Raw genomic sequence first — 19,643 nt, 5'->3', positions numbered from 1 at the left:
GCAGGGCCGGTACCACCGGCATGGGACAAGGTGAAGGACCTCTGGGCCGGTCCGCGCGCCGCACGGTGCACGGATGCGGTCCTGTGTACTTGCTTGCTCCGGTGCCGTCCTCCCCCCATTCCGGGCGCCCACCCCGCGGCGGCGCGTCCCGAGCGAGCAAGGATCCCACCATGGCATCCAGCCAGACGAAGGGCGCTTCCCCGCAGGAGACCCCTGCCGGCGGCAAGACCTTCTTCGGCCACCCACGCGGCCTGGCCACCCTGTTCATGACGGAGATGTGGGAGCGGTTCAGCTTCTACGGCATGCGGGCGCTGCTCGTCGTGTATCTGATCTCCGGCGGCCCGGACGCCGACAAGGACGCCCAGGGCGGCGGTCTGGGCATGCCCGAGGCCGACGCGGTGGCCATCTACTCCGTCTACATGGCGATGGTCTACCTGCTGGCCATGCCCGGCGGCTGGTTCGGCGACCGGGTCTGGGGCCCGCGGAAGACCGTCGCCATCGCGGCGAGCGTCATCATGGCGGGTCACCTGACGCTGGCCGCGCCCGGCGAGGCGATGTTCTTCCTCGGCCTGGCGCTCGTCGCGCTCGGCTCGGGCCTGATGAAGGCCAACATCTCCACGATGGTCGGCCAGCTCTACAAGGGCCCGCAGGACCCGCGCCGCGACGGTGGCTTCACCGTCTTCTACATGGGCATCAACCTCGGTGCCTTCTTCGCGCCGCTGGTGATCGGCACGGTCGGCCAGCAGTACAACTGGCACCTGGGCTTCGGGCTCGCCGCCGTCGGCATGGCTCTGGGCCTGATCCAGTTCCTCATCGGCTCGCGGCACCTCGACGCGCAGAGCAGCGTCGTCCCCACCCCGCTCTCCGCCGAGGAGCGGAACTCCACGCTGATCAAGAGCCTGCTCTGGCTCGTCGTCGCCGCCGTGTTCTACGGCGTCGTCACCTTCACCGGGAACTTCACCCTCAACTGGGCGCTGGTCCCGATCACCCTGCTCGGCCTGGTCATCCCGGCCGCGGTGCTGGTCCGCATCAAGCGCGACAAGGAGCTCACCGCCGTCGAGCAGACGAAGGTGAGCGGCTACATCTGGTTCTTCGTGGTCGCCGCCATCTTCTGGATGATCTACGACCAGGGCGGCTCCACGATGGCCGCCTTCGCGGAGACGAAGACCGCCGGCGAGGTGTTCGGGATCGACTTCCCGTCGTCCTGGTTCCAGTCGCTGAACCCGCTGTTCATCATGGCGCTGGCCCCGGTCTTCGCCTGGCTGTGGCTGTGGCTCGCGCGCAGCGACCGGGAGCCCACCACCACGGTGAAGTTCGCCCTCTCGCTGCTGATGATCGGCGGCTCGTTCTTCGTCTTCGTCGTACCGATGCTGATGGCCGCGGACGGGGCGAAGGCCAGCCCGATGTGGCTCGTCTCGATCTACCTGATCCAGACCGCCGGTGAGCTCTGCCTCTCCCCGGTCGGCCTCTCGGTGACGACCAAGATGGCTCCGGAGAAGTACGCCAGCCAGATGATGGGCGTGTGGTTCCTGGCCGTCACCGCCGGCGACTGCATCACCGGACTGCTCTCCATCGGCGGTGTCGACCTGAGCGGTTCCGCCGTGGTGGCGACCGAGGCCACCATGGCGGTCCTGGCCGGTGCCGGGGTCTACGCCTACCGGAAGAAGATCATTCAGCTGATGGGCGACGTCCGCTGACCTCCTGTAGACGCTGCCGTACGGACCGGGCCGAGGTCCGGCCCGTACGGTCCGCAGGGCCCCGCACGCGGCTGCGTGCGGGGCCCTGCGGCGTTCCCGGGTGCCCGCGTGGCCGCCGGGCCCGGGCACGTCGGCCAGTGGCGGCCCGTCCGGCGAACCGGAGGGCCGCCGGGTGCCTCAGCGGAGGCCGCGCAGCCTCCGCCACGGCGTGAAGGTGAAGACGGCGCCGCCGATCAGCGTGACGGTGCCCGCCACCAGGGCCAGCGCCCGCAGGCCGCCGTGGTCGCCGGCACCGGTCTCGGCGAGCCCGCCCCCGGCCGCTGCCGAGCCGCCCGCCGTACCGGAACCGCCGCCCGTGGCACCGCCGGTGCCGCCGCTCCCGCCGCCGGCGACCCCGCCCTGCTGGGCCGTGGTGTCCAGTTCGAGGGAGGCCCCCGGGTCCTTCTCCGGGGTGCAGGTGGTGGTCGTGCCCAGGGCCTTGACGGTCAGCACGCCCGGGGTGAGCGTGGCCTTGCCGCTCGCACCGGGTTTGTAGGTGCCCTTCAGGTCGGGGATCTCGATCGGCTCACCGGACTTGACGGGGTCCTTGTTGGTGGCACCCTCCACGGTGACCGATCCCTTGTCCGCGCCGCCGACCGTGACGGCCATGGACGGCTTGACGGAGTCGGCGGGGATGTCGGCGGGGCTGTCCATCACGGACTTGCCGAACTGGACGGTGAGACCGAACGCGCCGCCGTTCTTACGGGCGTTGATCCGGACCGGCGAGGTCGCCTTCTTGTCACCGATCGGCGTCTTGCACGCGTAGTCGACCGAGACCTCCTTGCCCGGGTGATCCGTGCCGTCGGGGTCGCCCCCGCCGCCGGTCGTCCCGCCGCCCGTCGAACCGCCGGCCGTGCTGCCGCCCCCGGTCGCGCCGCCGGCCGTCGTACCGCCGGAGGACGAACTTCCGCCGGACGCACCGCCGCTGGACGTTCCCCCGGCCGTCGTCCCGCCGCTGGACGTCCCGCCGCTCGACGTTCCCCCGGCCGTGGTGCCGCCGGAGGTTGTGCCGCCCGATGTGCCGCCGCCGTCCGTGACCTTGATGGTCGCCCCGGGCTTGACCGTCTCCTTGGGGGAGCACTTGGTGTCCGTGGAGATCGGCTTGTTGACGTTGATGTTGTAGAAGCCGGGCGACACGGTCACCTCACCCGCCGCGGTCAGCTTCAGCTTGCCCTTCATCTCGGACAGCACCATCGGGCTGTTCTTGGGGATCGGCGGGTTCTGGCGCGGTCCTTCGACGGCCAGTTCACCGGTCTGCGCGCCGGCCACCGTCATCTTCCCGGTCGGTTGGACGGTGTCCTTCGACAGGTCGAGGATGCCGGGGTTCCTGGAAGCGGCTTCGACCGTCTTCCACACCACTTCGACCTCGTCGCCCACCTTGGCCGTCGCCGGTGCCCGGACCTCCACCTTCGTGGTGCCCTGCACCGGATCCATTCCGGAGATCGGGGGCGGAACGCACTCCGTCGCGTAACTCACGTCGGCTGCCTGCGCCGGGCTCGCGGCGATCACGATCCCCGCGCCGCCGAGCATCAGCGCGACACCGGCCGCGCTCATCCTCCGTTGCGTGGTCACGTGTTTCCTTTCGTCGAGGGGTCATCGGACGGTGCGGAGACAGGGGTTGGTGAGCCGGGCAGCGTGTCCGGGCTGAACCAGGGCAGGTCACCGGCGCCGCCGTCCCCCGCCCGGTCCCGGCCGGACTGCTCGCCGGCACGTTGCTTCCCGGCACTTGGCTCCCCGGTGCGGGGCCTCCCGGTGCGGGACCTCCCGAAGCCGGGCGGCTGCCCGGCGGACGGCCTTCCGCCGCGCCGGGGTGGGGCCGGGCCCCCGGGACGCCGGGTGCGGTGGCGTCCGGTGCGGGCCGGGGCGCGGGGCCGCACCCGGTCGACGACCGCCATCCCGATCCGGAAGACCGCGGCGGGCACGACGACGCAGAGCAGCAGCCAGAAGAGGGTGACGCCCCACGGCCGGCCCACGCCCCACGGCTGTTCGGTGAGGACGGTGTCGCCGTACTTCAGCGACACCAGGTAGTCGCCGTGCGCCCCCGCGGACAGTTCCACCGGCAGGTCGATCCGGGCCCGGCGCCCGGCCGGTACGGTCCCCCGCCACTGCTGTTCCTCCCACGCGGGGGCGAACACCCCGTGCGACGTACCCACCCGGAAGACCGGGTTCCGTACGGCCGCGGAGCCCACGTTGCCGACGGTCAGCACGAGCCGGCGCTGCGGGGGCGCGCCGAACCAGGTCAGCAGCCCGCTCGAACCGTCCAGCCGCGCGTCGAGCACGGTGAGCCGGCCGGTGCCGCCCTCCCGGGGCAGCGGCTTCACCGGGTGCCCGGCGACGGCGAACGCGGCGTCCGCCGACGCCGCTTCGCCCTCCACGGTCGCCGCGTGGACCACGCACGGGCAGGGCTTGGGCGGTTCGCTCACCGGCAGTTCCCTGCGGAAGGTGCCGTCGGAGCGGGCGGTGACGGCGCGGCCGTCGGCGTTGGCGCAGGCGTTGGTCCCGCCGATCATGTTCTGCCCGCAGATGAGCAGAGTGAGCAGCGCCTTGGGCCGCCACCCCGTACCGCGGACGGTGATGCTGCCCCCGGCTCCGGCCTTCTTCTTCGACACCGTGACGGCGGGGGCCCGCTTCTTCGGGGATCGGGCCTCCGGGGCGACGGCGGGCCGCAGCGCGGGCCCGACGGCGGCTGTCGACGTGGCGAAGGCGGCGGTGCCGGGGGCAGAGGCGGAAGCGATGGCGGTGACGGAGGCGGAGACGGTACCGGGGCCGGAGGCGGTGACGGTGGCGGCGCTGCTCGCCTGCACCGGGAGCAGCGCGCACAAGAGCAGGGCGGCGAGGACGGCCACCGCCTGGACGGGCCACCGCGGGGCAGCGGTCACCGGGGCGGCGTACCGGCGCCCGGGCCGCAGGACAGCGCGTAAGACTCTGCGCAGGTCAGGGCAGCGATGGGCACGTCCCGGGGGTTCCGGCGCGGGGGCCCGGGGACCCGACCGGGCCGCTGTACGGATCCGGGGCACATCGGAGGACCACGACAGAGCCCGGGCCCGTCGCCCGCGTGGCACCGGCCGGGAACCGTCGCCGATCACCGCTCCACCCCCGTCCGCTCCCGCGCCGGGCCGTCCGTGCCCCGGCCCCGTGTCGGGCCGTCCGTGTCCTGGCCCCGCGGCCCGCCCTCTCGGCCACTCGCTTCGGGGCCGCTTGCTTCGGGGCCGCTCCTCCCTGGGCGACTCACCGTCGGGTGATCCCCCTCGGGACAGCTCCCCTCAGGGTGTCTCTCGGCGGAACCGGGTTCCTCGTGGCAGCTCCGGACGCCGCGCCGCCGTCCGGAGGCCCGGACCCACCACGCTCCCGCGGCCGCCGCCGGGCCGAGCAGCAACGCGGCCGCGTACCGCGGGACTCCGGAGTACGGGGCGGTGGCCGCGGCGTGCGCACCGCCCGCTGCGGTGGCGACGAGCCGGACGTCGACCGCGTCGAGCCGGGGTGCCCCCGGCCACCGCTCGGTGAGCCGGACCCGCCGCCCCGGCTCCAGCCTCCGACGGAGCGGGCGCGCGTCCCGGCGCAGCACCTCGCCGAACAGCCCCTCGGCCCGCACGGCGAGGCGCGGCCGGAGGACGGTGTTCCCGCGGTTGACGAGCGCGTAGCGGATCTCGGCGCCGGCCCCGGTCCGGACGACCGCCACGTCCTCGACGGCCAGGGCGGCCAGCGTCGGCCCGGTGACCCGCAGATGGATCCGGACGTCCGCCGCGCGGCTGCCACCGGTGACGACGATCGCCCCGGTCCGCTCGCCGGGGACGGCGTCCGGGGCGACGCCGACCGTGAACGGGATGTCGGCGCGGGTCCGGGCCGGGATCCGCACCGCCGCTTCGGCGAAGGAGACCCGGACGCCCGGGCCGGTCTCCGGACCGGTGCGACCGCGCAACCGGACCGTGCGGGCCCGGTCGGCGCGGTTGGTGACCGAGAGCCGGTCCTGGAGCACGGCCCCGGGCCGGCCCTCCAGGTAGACGTAACGCCGCCGGTCCGCCCGGGGCCCGCCCGCGCCGCCGGACGCGGGGGCGACCGACCAGTCCGGTCCGCCCGCCGGCCGTTCCGGGGCGCCGGGCCCGGCGGCAGCCGCGGGGCGCGGGCCCAGCGGCCCGCACAGCACGGTCAGAGCGGCCGCGGACAGGGTGGCGGCGCACAGGACGGCGCTGCGCGGGCGGGGCGGCATCGGCGGCTCCAGAGGTTCGCTCGCGGGTGGACGGGCGGGGCCCGGGCCGCCGCGGTCCGGACACACCCAGCGGCGGCCACCCCGGGCAGGAGGCCGGGGCTGTCGTGCGGACCGGGCTGGCAGCTGGGGGCTGTCGTGCGGCGGACCGGGCAGACAACTGGGGCAGTCGTGTGGATCGGACGGGCGGCCGGGGCAGTCGTACGGACCGGGTAGACGGCCGGGGCAGTCGTACGGATCGGGCAAGCGGCCGGGGCAGTGTCGTACGGATCGGGCGGGCGGCTGGGGCAGTCGTGTGCGGACCGGGGGCGGCCTCAGGGAGCGAGCCCGGTGCCGGGAGCCCCCGGGACCGCCGGGAGCGTCACAGGGCGGAGCCGGGAGTCGTGGCGGACGCCATGGCGACCGGGGGCCCCGCGGCGCGGCGTGGTGCGGCCCCGCGATCCGGCCCGGACCACGGCGACACCGCCCCGCGGCGTGGCGCGGCCCGCGATCCCGGCCCGGTCCGGACGACCGCCCCTAACGGGCCGGCCGCTGGTTCCGCCGGGTCAGCCAGAGCGCGCCGGCCACGCCGCTGAGCAGCACCGTCCCGCCCAGCGTGCCCAGCGCGACCGCCGAGTCGGCCGGTCCGGTCTGCGGCAGCGCGTCACCGCCCGACGGGCCCGCGGGCGCACCCCCGGAGCCGTCCGTACCGGAGCCGGTCCCTCCGCCCGAGCCCGAGCCCGAGCCGGTACCGGAGCCGGACCCGGAGCCCCCGCCCGTGCCCTGCACATCGAGTGTCAGCGACGGCCCGGGGTTGTTCTTGGGTGTGCAGGTGGTGGTGGTGCCCAGCGCCTTGATGGTGAGGGTGGAGGCGGTGAAGGTGACCTTGCCGCTCGCCTTCGGCCGGTACGTACCCGACAGGTCGGTGATCTTGATGGGGGTGTTGGCGGGGATCGCCTCGGGGTTCGGTGGCCCCGAGACGGGCAGCGTGCCGCTCTCCGCGCCGCCCAGCTTGATCAGCGCACTCGGGTTCATCGCGCCCTTGCCCAGCTCCACGGGGCTGGAGGAGACGCCCTTCCGGAAGGACATGGTGAGCTTGTACGAACTGCCGCTCTTCACGCTCTTGATGTCGATCGGCGACACCGCGCTCTTGTCCCCGATCGGCGTCTTGCACTGGTAGTTGACGTCCACGACATCGGCATGGGCGGCCGGAGCCGCCCAGAGCGCGGCGGACCCGGCCACTGCCGCGGCCACCGCGAGAGCGCCCCCGCGGCTGACCGGCCGGCGTTTCGTGTGGGACACCTCGGGCTCCCCTCTCGGCGCGTGCCGCCCGGCGACGTTTGCTGACGGCACATCAGATCGGGCGCCGACAGTACGCCGGGCCCGTCAAGGAGGGAAGACAAAGAACACGCCGGATCGGCGTGTTCGGGGAAAGAGCGGTGAAGCCCGTGGCGCTAGGCCGGTGCGGCCAGCTCCGCCCAGACGGTCTTGCCGGTGCCGCCCTCGGGGTTGCGCACGACGCCCCAGTCCAGGCACAGCCGCTGGACGATGAACATGCCGTGGCCTCCCGGCCGGCCGGCCCGGTGCGGGGTACGCGGCGCCGGGGAGCCCGTCCCCAGGTCGACGACCTCGAGGCGGAGCACCTTCCCGACACAGCCGACGCGCAGCTCCTCGGGGCCCTCGGCGTGCAGACAGGCGTTCGTGACCAGCTCGGAGACGACGAGCAGGACGTCCTCGGCCGCGGCGCGCTGGTCGCCGGTGGACGCGGGCAGCCAGCCCCAGTCGTAGAGCGCCTGCCGCGTGAAGTCCCGGGCACTCGGGACGATGCCGCTGGCTCCATTGAGTCGCAGCCTGCGCACCTGTCCGGCCGCGGGAACGGCTGGGGAAGCACCGTCCGACTCCGGGCCACGATCGCCCGGCGAGTACGGCCGAGTGGTGCTCATCAGTGCTTCACCTCACCGATTCGCCGATAGGCAGGTAACGAGTACCTGACGGATTCATCAGATTCAGCTGTCTCCTGCCCGACCGATCGGTGAGAACACCCACTTCTTCGGTACGAAACGTGTGACGCATATAACGGCGCACATCACGCCCCGAGCGGAGAGGGGAACGATCAGTCGGTCGGCGAGTCGGCGAGCGCCTCGTCCAGAGTGTCGTGCACGGTGAAGACCGCTTCCGCACCCGTGATCTCGAACACTCTCGCCACCACGGGGAGCATGCCGGTCAGGTGCACGCCACCCCCTGCCGCCTCGGCCTTCAGTCTGGCACCGAGCAGCACATTGAGGCCCGTGGAATCGCAGAACTCCAGCTGTGAGCAGTCGACGACCAGGCGCGAACGCCCCTGGTCCACGCACTCCTCCAGCGGCTCCCGCAGCAGCTCGGCAGTGTGGTGGTCGAGCTCACCCGCAGGCGTCACGACAGCGCTGGACCCGTGGTGCCGAACCTCGACCTGGAGTCGGCCCCGACTGGTACTGCCGACCATCCCGCGGTCCATGCGCACCCCTTCTGGTTGCTTGCGACGGCGCACTGAGAACCCTACGCCTTCGATACGCCGTCTGGTAGCCGAACATCCCCTCGAAACGGTCACACCGCCACATTCCGGCCTTGCTTTGTTCGGGTCCGACCGGGTAGGGCTAGTAGGGACACGTTCAACCACGGCCGGCTCGGAGGCGCCGCACACCGTAGTAGGAGATATCGGCATCGGCAGCCATACGCCGAGAATGATGGAGGAGACCATGTCACCCCGGCTCGACGCACCGCGCACCGTTGACAGCGCCCATGAAAGCGCACGGACCGCGACGTCGACAACCGCCCCCTCCCCCCGGCGGGTGGACCCCCTGACCGAGCAGATCGACACCGAGCAGGTCGAATACGAGCTCCAGGGCCACGGCGAGGACGTCCTCGCCGAGCTTCCCGAGATCCCGCCTTATGACGAGGTGGGCGCGGTGGACGCACGGGCCCTGTCCAAGACGCTCTTCGCCCGCCTCGAATCGCTCGAGGAGGGGACGCACGAGCACGCGTACGTCCGCAACACCCTGGTCGAGCTCAACCTCGCCCTGGTGAAGTTCGCGGCCTCCCGGTTCCGCTCCCGCAGCGAGCCGATGGAGGACATCGTCCAGGTCGGCACCATCGGGCTGATCAAGGCGATCGACCGCTTCGAGCTCAGCCGCGGCGTCGAGTTCCCCACCTTCGCGATGCCGACGATCATCGGCGAGATCAAGCGGTTCTTCCGGGACACCAGCTGGTCCGTGCGCGTACCGCGGCGGCTCCAGGAGCTGCGCCTGGACCTGGCCAAGGCCGGGGACGAGCTGGCGCAGAAGCTCGACCGGGCGCCCACGGCGGGCGAGCTCGCCGAGCGCCTGGGGATCACCAAGGACGAGGTCGCCGAGGGCATGGCCGCGAGCAACGCGTACACCGCGAGCTCGCTGGACGCCCAGCCCGAGGAGGACGACACCGAGGGCGCGCTGGCGGACCGGCTCGGCTACCAGGACCACGGCCTCGAAGGCATCGAGTACGTCGAGTCGTTGAAGCCGCTGATCGCCGAACTGCCGCAGCGGGACCGCAGGATCCTGTCGATGCGCTTCGTCAGCAACATGACGCAGTCCGAGATCGGTGAGGAGCTGGGCATCTCTCAGATGCACGTGTCCCGGCTGCTGTCGCGGACGCTGGGCCGGCTGCGCAAGGGCCTGATGATCGAGGAGTGACCCGCGCCGGGACGCGCCCGGAGCCGGATCCCTCGGGGTTCCGGCGCTGCCGCCGTCCTGCACCGCGCGGGTGAGCACAGGGCGCCGTCGGGTGCCGTGGACGGCCGTACGCCGTCCGTGGCCCGGCGGCGCTTTTCGCTGTCCCGCTCCCCGGCCGGGGGCGGGACACCGGCCGGGCGCGGGAACGCGTCCGGTGGCGGTGGGCCGTCCGGTGGCGGGAGGCTGCAGAAGCACCGTGAAGCTGCCGTCCTGTTGTTCGGCCGTCGTGTTGCGTTCGGTGGTACCGGGCGGCGCGCCGCCGCTGTTTCCCTGACGTCCGCCTGCCCAGGGGTCACGCCGTCATGCCTGCCGGATCGCACGGGAACGGCGCACGGCTCAGCCCTCTCCGCCCGGCGGGCGGCGGGGAGCCGCGCCGTACACGAGCGCGACGGCCAGCACCACGACGGCGGCCACCAGCAGCACTCCCGGGGCGTGCCGGCCCTCGTGCAGCAGCCAGGCGCCCACGAGGCCCCCGGTGAACATCGCGGCCACCGACGCCGTGCGGCGGAGCGCGGGGTGGACGGCTTCGCCCGCTCCGGGTGTCCGTCCCACCGGCGGGCCGTTGAGCAGCGCGGTCAGGGCCCGGGTCTCCACCGTGGTCGGCAGGTCGGGGACGCCCGCCCGGAGCGTGGTGACGTTGCGCAGCCCCATGGCGAGGGCCATCAGCGTGATCAGCGCGTAGCGGTGGGTGGTGAGCGGTTCGCCGGAGCGATCGCTCCCCCAGGCCACGAGGGCGGCGCCGCCCAGGAGGACGGCCTCGGTCAGGAGGCCGCCGAGGAACCAGCGCCGGCGTACCGCGTCCGCCTCGGCCTCCAGCCGGGCGCCGAGGACGGCGCCGACCGCGAACGCGCCGAGGGAGAGCCCCGACGCCGCGGCGGAGAGGCCGCCCTCGCCGGCCAGGGCGAAGCCGAGGAACAGCAGGTTCCCGGTCTGCATCGCCGTGAAGACCTGGCCCAGTGCGAGGAAGCTGACAGCTTCGATCATCCCGGTGGTCACGGTGAGCGCCACCATGGCCACCACCAGGAGCGTTCCGCGTGTCGCCTGCAAGGACGCGGCTCCTTCCCCGGTCCTGGGCCCGGGTCCTGGGCGAGCGGGACGCCCGGTCGCCGCATCCGGCCTCCGCCCGGACACCGTATGCCGGTGCCGGCGGGGGCCGGGGCGACACGCCTGGCCCGCCGCCGGGGAGGCCACGTCCGGGCGTCGGGGCGTGGTGACGGGAGAGCGCGGTGGCGGGGACGGTGTCCGGGCGGCGTCTCCGGGCCGGGTGACGGACCGGCCACGGTCCAGGACCGAGCCGAGCCGGGCCAGGGGCTGATCGATTCCTGGCCCGGGCCGAGTGTGTTCCTGCCCGGGCCGGCCGGCTCCCCCGCCCGGACCGGCTGTGTCCGGGCCGGGCCCGGCCGAGGCTGCGGGGGCGGGCTCGGCGGGGTTCGGTCAGACGAGTTCGCCGCGGTGCCAGACGGCCGAGACGAGCGGCACGCCGGGCCGGTAGGCGAGGTGGACGTGCGAGGGCGCGTCGAGCAGCACCAGGTCGGCGCGGGCGCCGGGGCTGATCCGGCCGACGTCGGTGCGGCGCAGCGCCGCCGCTCCGCCCGCGGTCGCCGACCACACCGCCTCGTCGGGCGTCATGCCCATGTCCCGTACGGCGAGGGCGACGCAGAAGGCCATGGAGCTGGTGAACGAGGAGCCGGGGTTGCAGTCCGGGGAGAGCGCGACCGTGGCGCCCGCGTCGAGCAGCCGGCGCGCGTCGGGGTACGTCGCGCGGGTGGAGAACTCGGCGCCGGGCAGCAGCGTCGCCACCGTCCCGCTCTGGCCGAGGGCGTCGACGTCGGCGTCGGTGAGGTGGGTGCAGTGGTCGGCCGAGGCGGCGCCGAGTTCGACGGCGAGCTGGACTCCCGGACCGTAGGACAGCTGGTTGGCGTGGACCCGGGGGATCAGGCCGCGGGCGGCGCCGGCGGTGAGGATCGCGCGGGCCTGGTCGCCGTCGAAGGCGCCCTGCTCGCAGAAGACGTCGATCCACCGCGCGTACGGAGCGCAGGCGTCGAGCATCGGGCCGGTGACGAGGGCGACGTACGCGGCGGGGTCGTCGGCGAACTCGGGGGCCACGATGTGCGCGCCGAGGAAGGTCACCTCGTCGGTGTGGGCGGCGGCGATGCTCAGCGACCGGGCCTCGTCCTCGGTGGTGAGGCCGTAGCCGGACTTGATCTCGAGGGTGGTGGTGCCCTGGCCGAGGGCCTCCCGCACGTAGCGGGCGGCGTTGGCGTCGAGGACGTTGTTCGAGGCGGCGCGGGTGGCGGCGACGGTGGTGCGGATGCCGCCCGCGGTGTAGCCACGGCCCGACATACGGGCGTTGAACTCCTCGGTGCGGTCGCCCGCGAAGACCACGTGGGAGTGGGAGTCGACGAACCCGGGGAGGGCCGCGCGGCCGCCGGCGTCGACCCGGTTGTCAGTGGCGGGTGCTGAACTGGACGCACCGACCCAGGCGACGCGGTCGTCCTCGATGACGACCGCCGCGTCCTGGATCAGACCGAGGGGGCCCGAGCCGAGGGAGGGGTCGTTGGTGACGAGGCCGGCGATGTGGGTGATGGCGGTGGTGGCCATATGCGCGCTGTGCTCCTTCAGCCGCGGGTGGTTCGGGGTCGGGGCGATCGGACGGGGGCCGGGCGGGCGCGGGGCTGCCGGGGAATCCGGGTTCCGGTCCGTCAGGTGCGCAGGGCCGCGATCGCGTCGGCCAGCGCCGTCGGGACGTCCGGGACGAGCTGGTGGGTTCCGTCGCGGACGATGTGACGGCCCGCCACCACGGTGTGCCGGACATCGGCGTTCGTCGCGGCGAATACCGCGGTCTCGGCACCGAGCCGGGGCACCGGTCCGGCCGTGCGGACGGAGTCCAGTGCGATCGTCGTGAGGTCGGCGAGCCCGCCCTCCTCGATGCGTCCGGCCTCCGTCCAGCCGAGCGAGGCATGGCCCTGTTCGGTGGCGGCCCGCAGCAGTTGGGACGCCGTCCAGTGGCCCCGGGCGCGGGTGCGCAGCCGCTCGTCCAGCTCCATCGCCCGGGCCTCCTCCAGCAGGTCGATGACGGCGTGGCTGTCGCTGCCGAGGCTGAGCCGGCTGCCGGCGTCCTGGAGCCGCTTCGCCGGTCCGATGCCGTCGGCGAGGTCGCGCTCGGTGGTGGGGCACATGCACACGCCGGTGGACGAGCCGCCGAGCAGGGCGATGTCCTCCGCCGAGAGGTGGGTGGCGTGGACGGCGGTGGTGCGGGGGCCGAGGACCCCGTGGTCGGCGAGGAGCCGGGTGGGGGTGACGCCGTGGACGGACCGGCAGCTGTCGTTCTCCGCGGTCTGCTCGGAGAGGTGGACGTGGAGCGGCGCCCGGCGGTCCTGGGCCCACTGGGCGACGGTGCGGAGCTCGGCCGCCGGGACGGCCCGTACGGAGTGGATCGCGGCGCCGATCCGGGCGTGGCCGCCGTGGTCGGCTGCGGCGAGGGCCGAGACCCGCTCCGCCCAGGTCTCGGCGCTGCCGTCGCTGAACCGGAGCTGGTGCCGGTTGGGGGCGACGCCCCGGCCGCGCTTGCCGATGTCGGAGGAGAGATAGCAGGTGTCAAGGAGCGTGATGCGGATGCCGGCCTCGGCCGCGGCGCGGATCAGCGCCTCCCCCATGGCGTTCGCGTTGTCGTACCGCGCGCCGCCGGGGGCGTGGTGCACATAGTGGAACTCGCCGACCGCGGTGACGCCGGCCAGCGCCATCTCGGCGTAGACGGCCCGGGCGAGATCGAAGTAGCTGTCGGGGGTGAGCCCGGCGGCGAACTGGTACATGATCTCGCGCCAGGTCCAGAAGGTGCCGGAGCCGACCTGGACGGTGCCGCGCAGTGCGCGGTGGAAGGCGTGCGAGTGGACGTTGGCCAGCCCGGGGACGGTCAGGCCGCGCAGCGCGACCGATCCCGGGGGCGGGGCCGGCACGCCGGTGCGCACGGCGGTGATCCGCCCGTCGGTGGCCGTGTCGATGATCACTGACGGCTCCACCACGCCGTTCAGCCAGGCGTGTTCCGCCCAGTAGGTCTGCGCCGTCAGCGACACGCGAGGCCCTCCAGTACGTCGGCGAGTGCGCTCACCCCGGCGAGGCAGTCGTCCTCGGCGGCCGTCTCGGCGGGTGAGTGCGAGACGCCCGTGGGGTTCCGTACGAACAGCATGGCGGTGGGCACCGAGGCGGACAAAATACCCGCGTCGTGTCCCGCGCCGGTGGGCAGCACCGGGACGGGGGTGCCGTCCCGGCCCAGCAGGGCCGCGAGCTTGTCCCGGAGGCCGTGCTCGAACTCGACCACGGGGGTGAAGGATTCACGGGTGACGTCGACCGCGACGCCGTCCCGGGCGCCGCGCCCGGTGGCGGCGCGCTCGATCTCGCCGACGACGGCGTCGAGCGTCCCCTCGTCCGGCGCCCGGGAGTCGAGCCAGCCACGGACGAGGGAGGCGATGGCGTTGACGCCGTTGGGTTCCACGGCGACCTTGCCGAACGTGGCGAGCGCGCCGGTCCGCACCGCTGCCGCACGGGCCGCGAGGACCGTCTCGGCATAGGTGAGCATCGGGTCGCGGCGGTCCTCGATCCGGGTCGTCCCCGCGTGGTTGGCCTCGCCCCGGAAGTCGAAGCGCCAGCGGCCGTGCGGCCAGATCGCGGACGCCACCCCGACCGGCGACCCGTCGGGGGCACCGTCGGACGGCAGGGCGAGCGCCCTGCCCTGTTCGACGTGGAGCTCCACGAAGGCGCCGATGCGGGCGAGGCGTTCGGGGTCGGGCCCGATGCCCGCCGGGTCGTATCCGGCGTGCTCCATGGCCTGCGGGAGGCTGACGCCGTCGGCGTCCCGCAGCTCATGGGCCCGCTCCGGGGTGAGCTGTCCGGCGGCGAGCCGGGAGCCGACGCAGGCGAGCCCGAAGCGGGCCCCCTCCTCGTCCCCGAAGTTGGTGATCGCCAGCGGCCGGTCGGGCTGCGCGCCGCGGGCGCGCAGCTCGTCGAGGGCCGCGAAGGACGAGACCACGCCGAGCGGCCCGTCGAACGCGCCGCCGTCCGGCACGGAGTCCAGGTGGGAGCCGGTGACCACGGCGTTCCCGGCCTCCGGGTCGCCCAGCCAGGCCCACTGATTGCCGTTCCGGTCCAGCTCGTAGGCCAGGCCCCGGGACTCGGCCTGGGCCCGGAACCAGGCCCGGCAGTCGGCGTCGGCCCCGGTCCAGGCGTAGCGGCGGTAGCCGCCGGTGGCGGAGCTGCGGCCGATGGGCAGCAGCTCCGCCCACATCTCGTGGAAGGAGGAACTCAACGGGACTCGCCCTCACGCATCGGGACGCGCACGCCGCGCTCCCCGGCGATCTCGTCGGCCCGGTCGTAGCCCGCGTCGACATGGCGGATGACGCCCATGCCCGGGTCGTTGGTCAGCACCCGGCGGATCTTCTCCCCGGCGAGCGCGGTGCCGTCGGCGACCGTGACCTGACCGGCGTGCAGCGAACGGCCCATGCCGACGCCGCCGCCGTGGTGGATCGAGACCCAGGAGGCGCCGGAGGCCACGTTGACCATGGCGTTCAGCAGCGGCCAGTCGGCGATCGCGTCCGAGCCGTCGAGCATGGCCTCGGTCTCCCGGTACGGGGAGGCGACGGAACCGCAGTCGAGGTGGTCGCGGCCGATGGCCAGCGGCGCCCGGAGGGTGCCGTCGGCGACCATCTCGTTGAACCGCTCCCCCGCCCGGTCCCGCTCCCCGTAGCCCAGCCAGCAGATCCGCGCGGGCAGGCCCTGGAAGTGGACCCGCTCCCCGGCCATCCTGATCCAGCGGGCCAGGGACTCGTTCTCCGGGAAGAGGTCGAGCATCGCCTTGTCGGTGGCCGCGATGTCCTTCGGGTCGCCGGACAGGGCCGCCCAGCGGAACGGCCCCTTGCCCTCGCAGAACAGCGGCCGGATGTACGCGGGGACGAAGCCGGGGAAGGCGAACGCCCGCTCGTAGCCCGTGAGCTGGGCCTCGCCGCGGATCGAGTTGCCGTAGTCGAAGACCTCGGCGCCCGCGTCCTGGAAGCCCACCATCGCCTCGACGTGCCGGGCCATGGACTCCCGGGCCCGCTGGGTGAACTCGGCGGGCTTCTCCGCCGCGTAGGACGCCATGTCGGCGAAGTCGACACCGAGCGGGAGGTAGGCCAGCGGGTCGTGGGCGGAGGTCTGGTCGGTGACGATGTCGATCGGCGCGCCCTCGGCGAGCATCCGCGGCAGCAGCTCGGCGGCGTTGCCGAGCAGCCCGATGGACAGCGGCTTGCGGCGGTCGCGGGCGTCGGTGGCCAGGGCGAGCGCGTGCTCCAGGCTGTCCGCCCGGACGTCCAGGAAGCGGTGCTCGATCCGGCGCTCGATGGCGCGCGGGTCGCAGTCGATGCAGATCGCGACACCGTCGTTCATGGTCACCGCGAGCGGCTGGGCGCCGCCCATGCCGCCGAGACCGGCGGTGAGCGTGATCGTTCCGGCCAGGCTGCCGCCGAACTTCTTCGCGGCGACCGCGGCGAACGTCTCGTAGGTGCCCTGGAGGATGCCCTGGGTGCCGATGTAGATCCAGGAACCGGCCGTCATCTGGCCGTACATGGTCAGGCCGAGGGCTTCGAGCCGCCGGAACTCCTCCCAGTTGGCCCAGTCGCCCACCAGGTTGGAGTTGGCGATCAGCACCCGCGGCGCCCACTCGTGGGTCTGCATGACGCCGACCGGACGGCCGGACTGGACGAGCATCGTCTCGTCCTGCTTCAGCGTCCGCAGGGTGCGGACCATGGCGTCGAAGGAGCGCCAGTCGCGGGCCGCCTTGCCGGTGCCGCCGTAGACCACGAGCCGGTCCGGGTGCTCGGCCACCTCGGGGTCGAGGTTGTTCTGCAGCATCCGCAGGGCGGCCTCCTGCTGCCACCCCAACGTGCTCAGTTCCGTACCACGCGGCGCTCGCACGGGTCGCGGTCCTGACATCGGCACTGCCTCCCTGCCATCGGTCCGCGCCCGTCCGCCGGAGGCGGGGACCGGACCCTACTGAGTCGGACACTTCTGCATGGGCACCGGTGAATGCGGCACCTTTGAATAGGGCACTGCACATACTCCTTGGGTGAATAGGCGTAGTCAACAGGGAGAGGCGGTGGCACGGCGGGAAGGCGCGGCGCCACGGCGGGAAATCCTGCGGCTCTGTTGCCGGCCGGCGGGGTGGGAGGGGCGGGGGTGGTGGTGTGCGTCGGGCTGGGTGGTGCGGGTCGGGGGGTGCGCCTCGGGGGGGCGCCTCGGGGGGGCGGTGCGCCTCGGGTGGGAGGGCGTGGCCCGTGGGCCACCGCCCCGGCCGGACGGGGTCGCTCCGGCCGGGGACGTGCCGGCGCTACAGGGTGAAGCCGGACGGGAACGGGTCCGAGGGGTCCAGCAGGTACTGGCCCATCCCGGTGATCCACGCGCGGCCGGTGACGGTCGGGACGACGGCCTCCCTCCCGCCGACCTGTGCCGTGCCGACCAGACGGCCGGTGAAGCGGGTGCCGATGAACGACTCGTTGACGAAGTCCCGGTGCAGCGGCAGGTCGCCGCGGGCGTGGAGCTGCGCCATGCGGGCGCTGGTGCCGGTGCCGCACGGTGAGCGGTCGAACCAGCCGGGGTGGATGACCATGGCGTTCCGGGCGTGGCTGAGGGGGGTGGGGGCGAGAGCGGATGCGGGGTCAGTGAATTCCGGTGCTGTGGATTCCGGTGCTGTGGATTCGGGGGCTGTGGATTCGGGGTGGCCGGTGCCGGAGGGGGTGGCTCCGGGTGCTGTGGTTCCGGGCACCCCCGTTCCGGGGGCCGCCGTTCCGGGCACCGCCGTTCCAGGGGCCGCCGTTCCAGGGGCCGCCGTTCCAGGGGCCGCCGTTCCAGGGGCCGCCGTTCCAGGGGCCGCCGTTCCAGGGGCCGCCGTTCCCGGCGCCGTGAACTGGACGTGGTGGCAGCCCGAGATCGCCGGGTCCTCCCGGTGCACCGGCCGCCGCTCCTTGTTGATCGCCGCCATGAGGTCGAGGCCCACGGCGAGGATCCGGTCCTTGTGCTCCCGGGAGAACGGGATGCCGAGCCGTTCGAGCGGAACGACGGCGTAGAAGTTGCCGCCGTACGCCATGTCGTAGCGGACCTCCCCCAGGCCGGGCACCCGGACGGCCGCGTCCAGCTCGTCCGCGTACGACGGCACGTTCCGCAGCGTGACGTGCTCCGCCCGCCCGTCCCGGACGGCCACCCCGACCTCGACGAGACCGGCGGGCGTGTCCAGCCGCACCGTGGTCACCGGCTCGGTCACCTCGACCATGCCGGTCTCCACCAGCACCGTCGCCACCCCGATCGTGCCGTGCCCGCACATCGGCAGACAGCCGGAGACCTCGATGAACAGCACGCCCCAGTCCGCGTCCGGCCGCGTCGGCGGCTGGAGGATCGCGCCGCTCATCGCCGCATGGCCGCGCGGCTCGTTCACCAGCAACCGGCGGATGTGGTCGAGGTGTTCGACGAAGTACCGGCGCCGGGCCGCCATCGTGTCGCCGGGGATCGGACCGACCCCGCCGGTGACGACCCGGGTGGGCATCCCCTCGGTGTGCGAGTCGACCGCGCTGAAGTACCGGGCCGCTCGCATCAGTCGGCCTCCGTCGGGGTCGGGCCGGGCGTCCTGGAGGTCGGTCCGGCCGCGCCGGGCATCGACTCGGACGGGTTGGGCACCGGCCCGGACGAGTTGGGCAGCGGCCCGGCTTCGGAGGGCAGCGGCCCGGCCTCGAACCGCTCCAGTGACGCGATGGCCTGCCGCAGGTCCGCGTCGAGCCGGGCGAGGGGCTCCCCGGTCAGCGGACCGCGCGGCGGGCGGCTCGGGCCGCCGTACCGGCCGACGAGGTCCATCCCGCGCTTGACGGCCTGCACGAACTCGGTGCGCGAATCCCACCGGAAGGCCGCGACCAGGGGTTCGTAGAGCGCCCGCGCCTCAGTGAGCTTTCCCGCCCGCGCCAGGTCGTAGAGGCGTACGCACTCGGCGGGGAAGACGTTCGGGAAACCCGCGAACCAGCCGGTGGCCCCCATCAGCAGGGCCTCCAGCACCAGGTCGTCGGCGCCGGCGACGACGGCGAGCCGCGGTGCCTGCTCCTGGATGTGCAGGATGCGGCGGATGTCCCCGGAGAACTCCTTGATCGCCACGACGTTGTCGATCGCGGCGATCTCGCGCAGCATCTCGGGGGTCAGGTCGACCCTGGTGTCGATCGGGTTGTTGTACGCCATGACCGGCAGGCCCGCCTTCGCCACCTCGGTGAAGTGGTGGACCACCTCGGCGGTGCCGGCCCGGTACATCGTCGGCGGCAGGACCAGCACCCCGTCCGCGCCGTCCTCGGCGGCGAGTTCGGCCCAGTGGCGGGCCTGGTGGGCGCCGGGTCCGTGGGCTCCGACGACGACGGCCGCGTCCCGGCCGACCGCCTCGACGGCCGTCCGGGCGACGGCGCGGCGCTCGGCGTCGGTGAGCGAGGAGTACTCCCCGAGGGAGCCGTTGGGGCCCACGCCGTCGCAGCCGTTGTCGACCAGCCAGCGGCAGTGCTCGGCGTAGCGGTCGAGGTCGGGGCGGAGGGCGGCGGGGGCGGTGGGGGCCTCGGTGTAGGGGAGGGCGGTTGCGACGATGACGCCGGTGAGGGGGTGGGGGTTGGGGGTGCGGTGGCCGGGGTTGCGGGTGTGGGCGGTGTCGGGGGGCATGGTGGTGGTCCTCCTCGGGCGGGGTGTGGGTGCGCGGGAGTGTGGTGCGGGGTGGTTCTGGTTGCGGGGTGGTTCCGACTGCGGGGTGGTTCCGGACTGCGGAGCGCCGGGTGGGGCGTGTCTCGGGGGCGGGGTGGGGCGGGTTCCCCTGCGGGGTGCGGGGTGCGGGATCGGTGCCTGTGCCGGTTTGTTGGTGCGGGTCGTCGCGGGTTTCGGGGGCGGGGGGGGGGGGGGGGGGGGGGGGGGGGGGGGGGGGGGGGGGGGGGGGGGGGGGGG

At 73.9% G+C, this 19,643-nt stretch carries 14 protein-coding genes and 2 pseudogenes; 2 read left to right on the top strand and 14 right to left on the bottom strand.

Annotated features, from left to right (window positions below):
• Window positions 1–170: 170 nt before the first annotated feature.
• A complete protein-coding gene (locus AC3EQ1_RS22890; protein WP_432096214.1) occupies window positions 171–1,697 on the top strand; it encodes a peptide MFS transporter in 1,527 nt (508 codons plus the stop codon).
• Window positions 1,698–1,874: 177 nt separating this feature from the next.
• On the opposite strand, the gene AC3EQ1_RS22885 is transcribed toward AC3EQ1_RS22890, so the two are convergent.
• The 6 genes from AC3EQ1_RS22885 to AC3EQ1_RS22860 all read right to left on the bottom strand — a co-directional run bounded on the left by AC3EQ1_RS22885 (window position 1,875) and on the right by AC3EQ1_RS22860 (window position 8,413).
• The gene (locus tag AC3EQ1_RS22885) at window positions 1,875–3,290 is read right to left on the bottom strand and encodes a hypothetical protein (protein WP_432096247.1); all 1,416 of its coding nucleotides are present in this window, start codon (window positions 3,288–3,290) and stop codon (window positions 1,875–1,877) included.
• Window positions 3,291–3,304: 14 nt separating this feature from the next.
• A complete protein-coding gene (locus AC3EQ1_RS22880; RefSeq protein WP_432096246.1) occupies window positions 3,305–4,471 on the bottom strand; it encodes a hypothetical protein in 1,167 nt (388 codons plus the stop codon).
• A 347-nt stretch (window positions 4,472–4,818) separates the two neighbouring features.
• Window positions 4,819–5,943 carry a COG1470 family protein gene (locus tag AC3EQ1_RS22875; protein WP_432096213.1) on the bottom strand — a complete coding sequence of 375 codons (1,125 nt, stop codon included), beginning with the start codon at window positions 5,941–5,943 and terminating at the stop codon, window positions 4,819–4,821.
• A gap of 513 nt (window positions 5,944–6,456) precedes the next feature.
• Complete coding sequence (locus AC3EQ1_RS22870) at window positions 6,457–7,221, bottom strand: LPXTG cell wall anchor domain-containing protein (protein ID WP_432096212.1); 765 nt, start codon at window positions 7,219–7,221, stop codon at window positions 6,457–6,459.
• A gap of 152 nt (window positions 7,222–7,373) precedes the next feature.
• Window positions 7,374–7,862 (bottom strand): ATP-binding protein, encoded by a 489-nt coding sequence (locus AC3EQ1_RS22865; protein ID WP_388859483.1) that lies wholly within the window; start codon window positions 7,860–7,862, stop codon window positions 7,374–7,376.
• 170 nt (window positions 7,863–8,032) lie between these two features.
• Window positions 8,033–8,413, bottom strand: a complete 381-nt coding sequence (locus AC3EQ1_RS22860) for an STAS domain-containing protein (protein ID WP_351515566.1) — start codon at window positions 8,411–8,413, stop codon at window positions 8,033–8,035.
• Window positions 8,414–8,654: 241 nt separating this feature from the next.
• Here AC3EQ1_RS22860 and AC3EQ1_RS22855 point away from each other — a divergent pair, with 241 nt between their 5' ends.
• Window positions 8,655–9,623: an RNA polymerase sigma factor SigF gene (locus tag AC3EQ1_RS22855; RefSeq protein ID WP_432096211.1), complete on the top strand. Its 969-nt coding sequence runs from the start codon at window positions 8,655–8,657 to the stop codon at window positions 9,621–9,623.
• A gap of 375 nt (window positions 9,624–9,998) precedes the next feature.
• Here AC3EQ1_RS22855 and AC3EQ1_RS22850 read toward each other — a convergent pair whose 3' ends face one another.
• The 8 genes and pseudogenes from AC3EQ1_RS22850 to AC3EQ1_RS22815 all read right to left on the bottom strand — a co-directional run bounded on the left by AC3EQ1_RS22850 (window position 9,999) and on the right by AC3EQ1_RS22815 (window position 19,367).
• A complete protein-coding gene (locus AC3EQ1_RS22850) occupies window positions 9,999–10,709 on the bottom strand; it encodes a YoaK family protein (protein WP_432096210.1) in 711 nt (236 codons plus the stop codon).
• A 387-nt stretch (window positions 10,710–11,096) separates the two neighbouring features.
• Window positions 11,097–12,263 (bottom strand): imidazolonepropionase, encoded by a 1,167-nt coding sequence (hutI, locus tag AC3EQ1_RS22845; RefSeq protein ID WP_432096209.1) that lies wholly within the window; start codon window positions 12,261–12,263, stop codon window positions 11,097–11,099.
• Between the two features lie 101 nt (window positions 12,264–12,364).
• On the bottom strand, window positions 12,365–13,735 hold the full coding sequence (locus AC3EQ1_RS22840) for a formimidoylglutamate deiminase (RefSeq protein ID WP_432096208.1): 1,371 nt from the start codon (window positions 13,733–13,735) through the stop codon (window positions 12,365–12,367).
• Window positions 13,726–14,943 (bottom strand): allantoate amidohydrolase, encoded by a 1,218-nt coding sequence (locus tag AC3EQ1_RS22835; RefSeq protein WP_432096245.1) that lies wholly within the window; start codon window positions 14,941–14,943, stop codon window positions 13,726–13,728. Before AC3EQ1_RS22835 ends, AC3EQ1_RS22840 begins: the two co-directional genes overlap by 10 nt.
• Before the next feature lie 17 nt (window positions 14,944–14,960).
• Complete coding sequence (gene hutU / locus AC3EQ1_RS22830; protein ID WP_432096207.1) at window positions 14,961–16,625, bottom strand: urocanate hydratase; 1,665 nt, start codon at window positions 16,623–16,625, stop codon at window positions 14,961–14,963.
• 394 nt (window positions 16,626–17,019) lie between these two features.
• A pseudogene (locus AC3EQ1_RS22825) lies at window positions 17,020–17,313 on the bottom strand (proline racemase family protein); the annotation flags it as partial.
• A gap of 258 nt (window positions 17,314–17,571) precedes the next feature.
• A pseudogene (locus tag AC3EQ1_RS22820) lies at window positions 17,572–18,276 on the bottom strand (proline racemase family protein); the annotation flags it as partial.
• Complete coding sequence (locus AC3EQ1_RS22815) at window positions 18,276–19,367, bottom strand: dihydrodipicolinate synthase family protein (protein ID WP_432096206.1); 1,092 nt, start codon at window positions 19,365–19,367, stop codon at window positions 18,276–18,278. The gene AC3EQ1_RS22815 and the pseudogene AC3EQ1_RS22820, both read right to left, overlap by 1 nt.
• Window positions 19,368–19,643: the final 276 nt, after the last annotated feature.

The organism is Streptomyces sp. bgisy100 (genome assembly GCF_057709105.1).
This window is presented reverse-complemented; position numbering and strand designations above follow the sequence as displayed.

Bases quoted from the DNA above. Each gene is read 5' to 3' on its own strand.
- AC3EQ1_RS22890 (WP_432096214.1), top strand. From the start codon at position 171: ATGGCATCCAGCCAGACGAAGGGCGCTTCCCCGCAGGAGACCCCTGCC.
- AC3EQ1_RS22885 (WP_432096247.1), bottom strand. From the start codon at position 3,290: ATGAGCGCGGCCGGTGTCGCGCTGATGCTCGGCGGCGCGGGGATCGTG.
- AC3EQ1_RS22875 (WP_432096213.1), bottom strand. From the start codon at position 5,943: ATGCCGCCCCGCCCGCGCAGCGCCGTCCTGTGCGCCGCCACCCTGTCC.
- AC3EQ1_RS22865 (WP_388859483.1), bottom strand. From the start codon at position 7,862: ATGAGCACCACTCGGCCGTACTCGCCGGGCGATCGTGGCCCGGAGTCG.
- AC3EQ1_RS22860 (WP_351515566.1), bottom strand. From the start codon at position 8,413: ATGGACCGCGGGATGGTCGGCAGTACCAGTCGGGGCCGACTCCAGGTC.
- AC3EQ1_RS22855 (WP_432096211.1), top strand. From the start codon at position 8,655: ATGTCACCCCGGCTCGACGCACCGCGCACCGTTGACAGCGCCCATGAA.
- hutI (WP_432096209.1), bottom strand. From the start codon at position 12,263: ATGGCCACCACCGCCATCACCCACATCGCCGGCCTCGTCACCAACGAC.
- AC3EQ1_RS22835 (WP_432096245.1), bottom strand. From the start codon at position 14,943: ATGTGGGCGGAGCTGCTGCCCATCGGCCGCAGCTCCGCCACCGGCGGC.
- hutU (WP_432096207.1), bottom strand. From the start codon at position 16,625: ATGTCAGGACCGCGACCCGTGCGAGCGCCGCGTGGTACGGAACTGAGC.
- AC3EQ1_RS22815 (WP_432096206.1), bottom strand. From the start codon at position 19,367: ATGCCCCCCGACACCGCCCACACCCGCAACCCCGGCCACCGCACCCCC.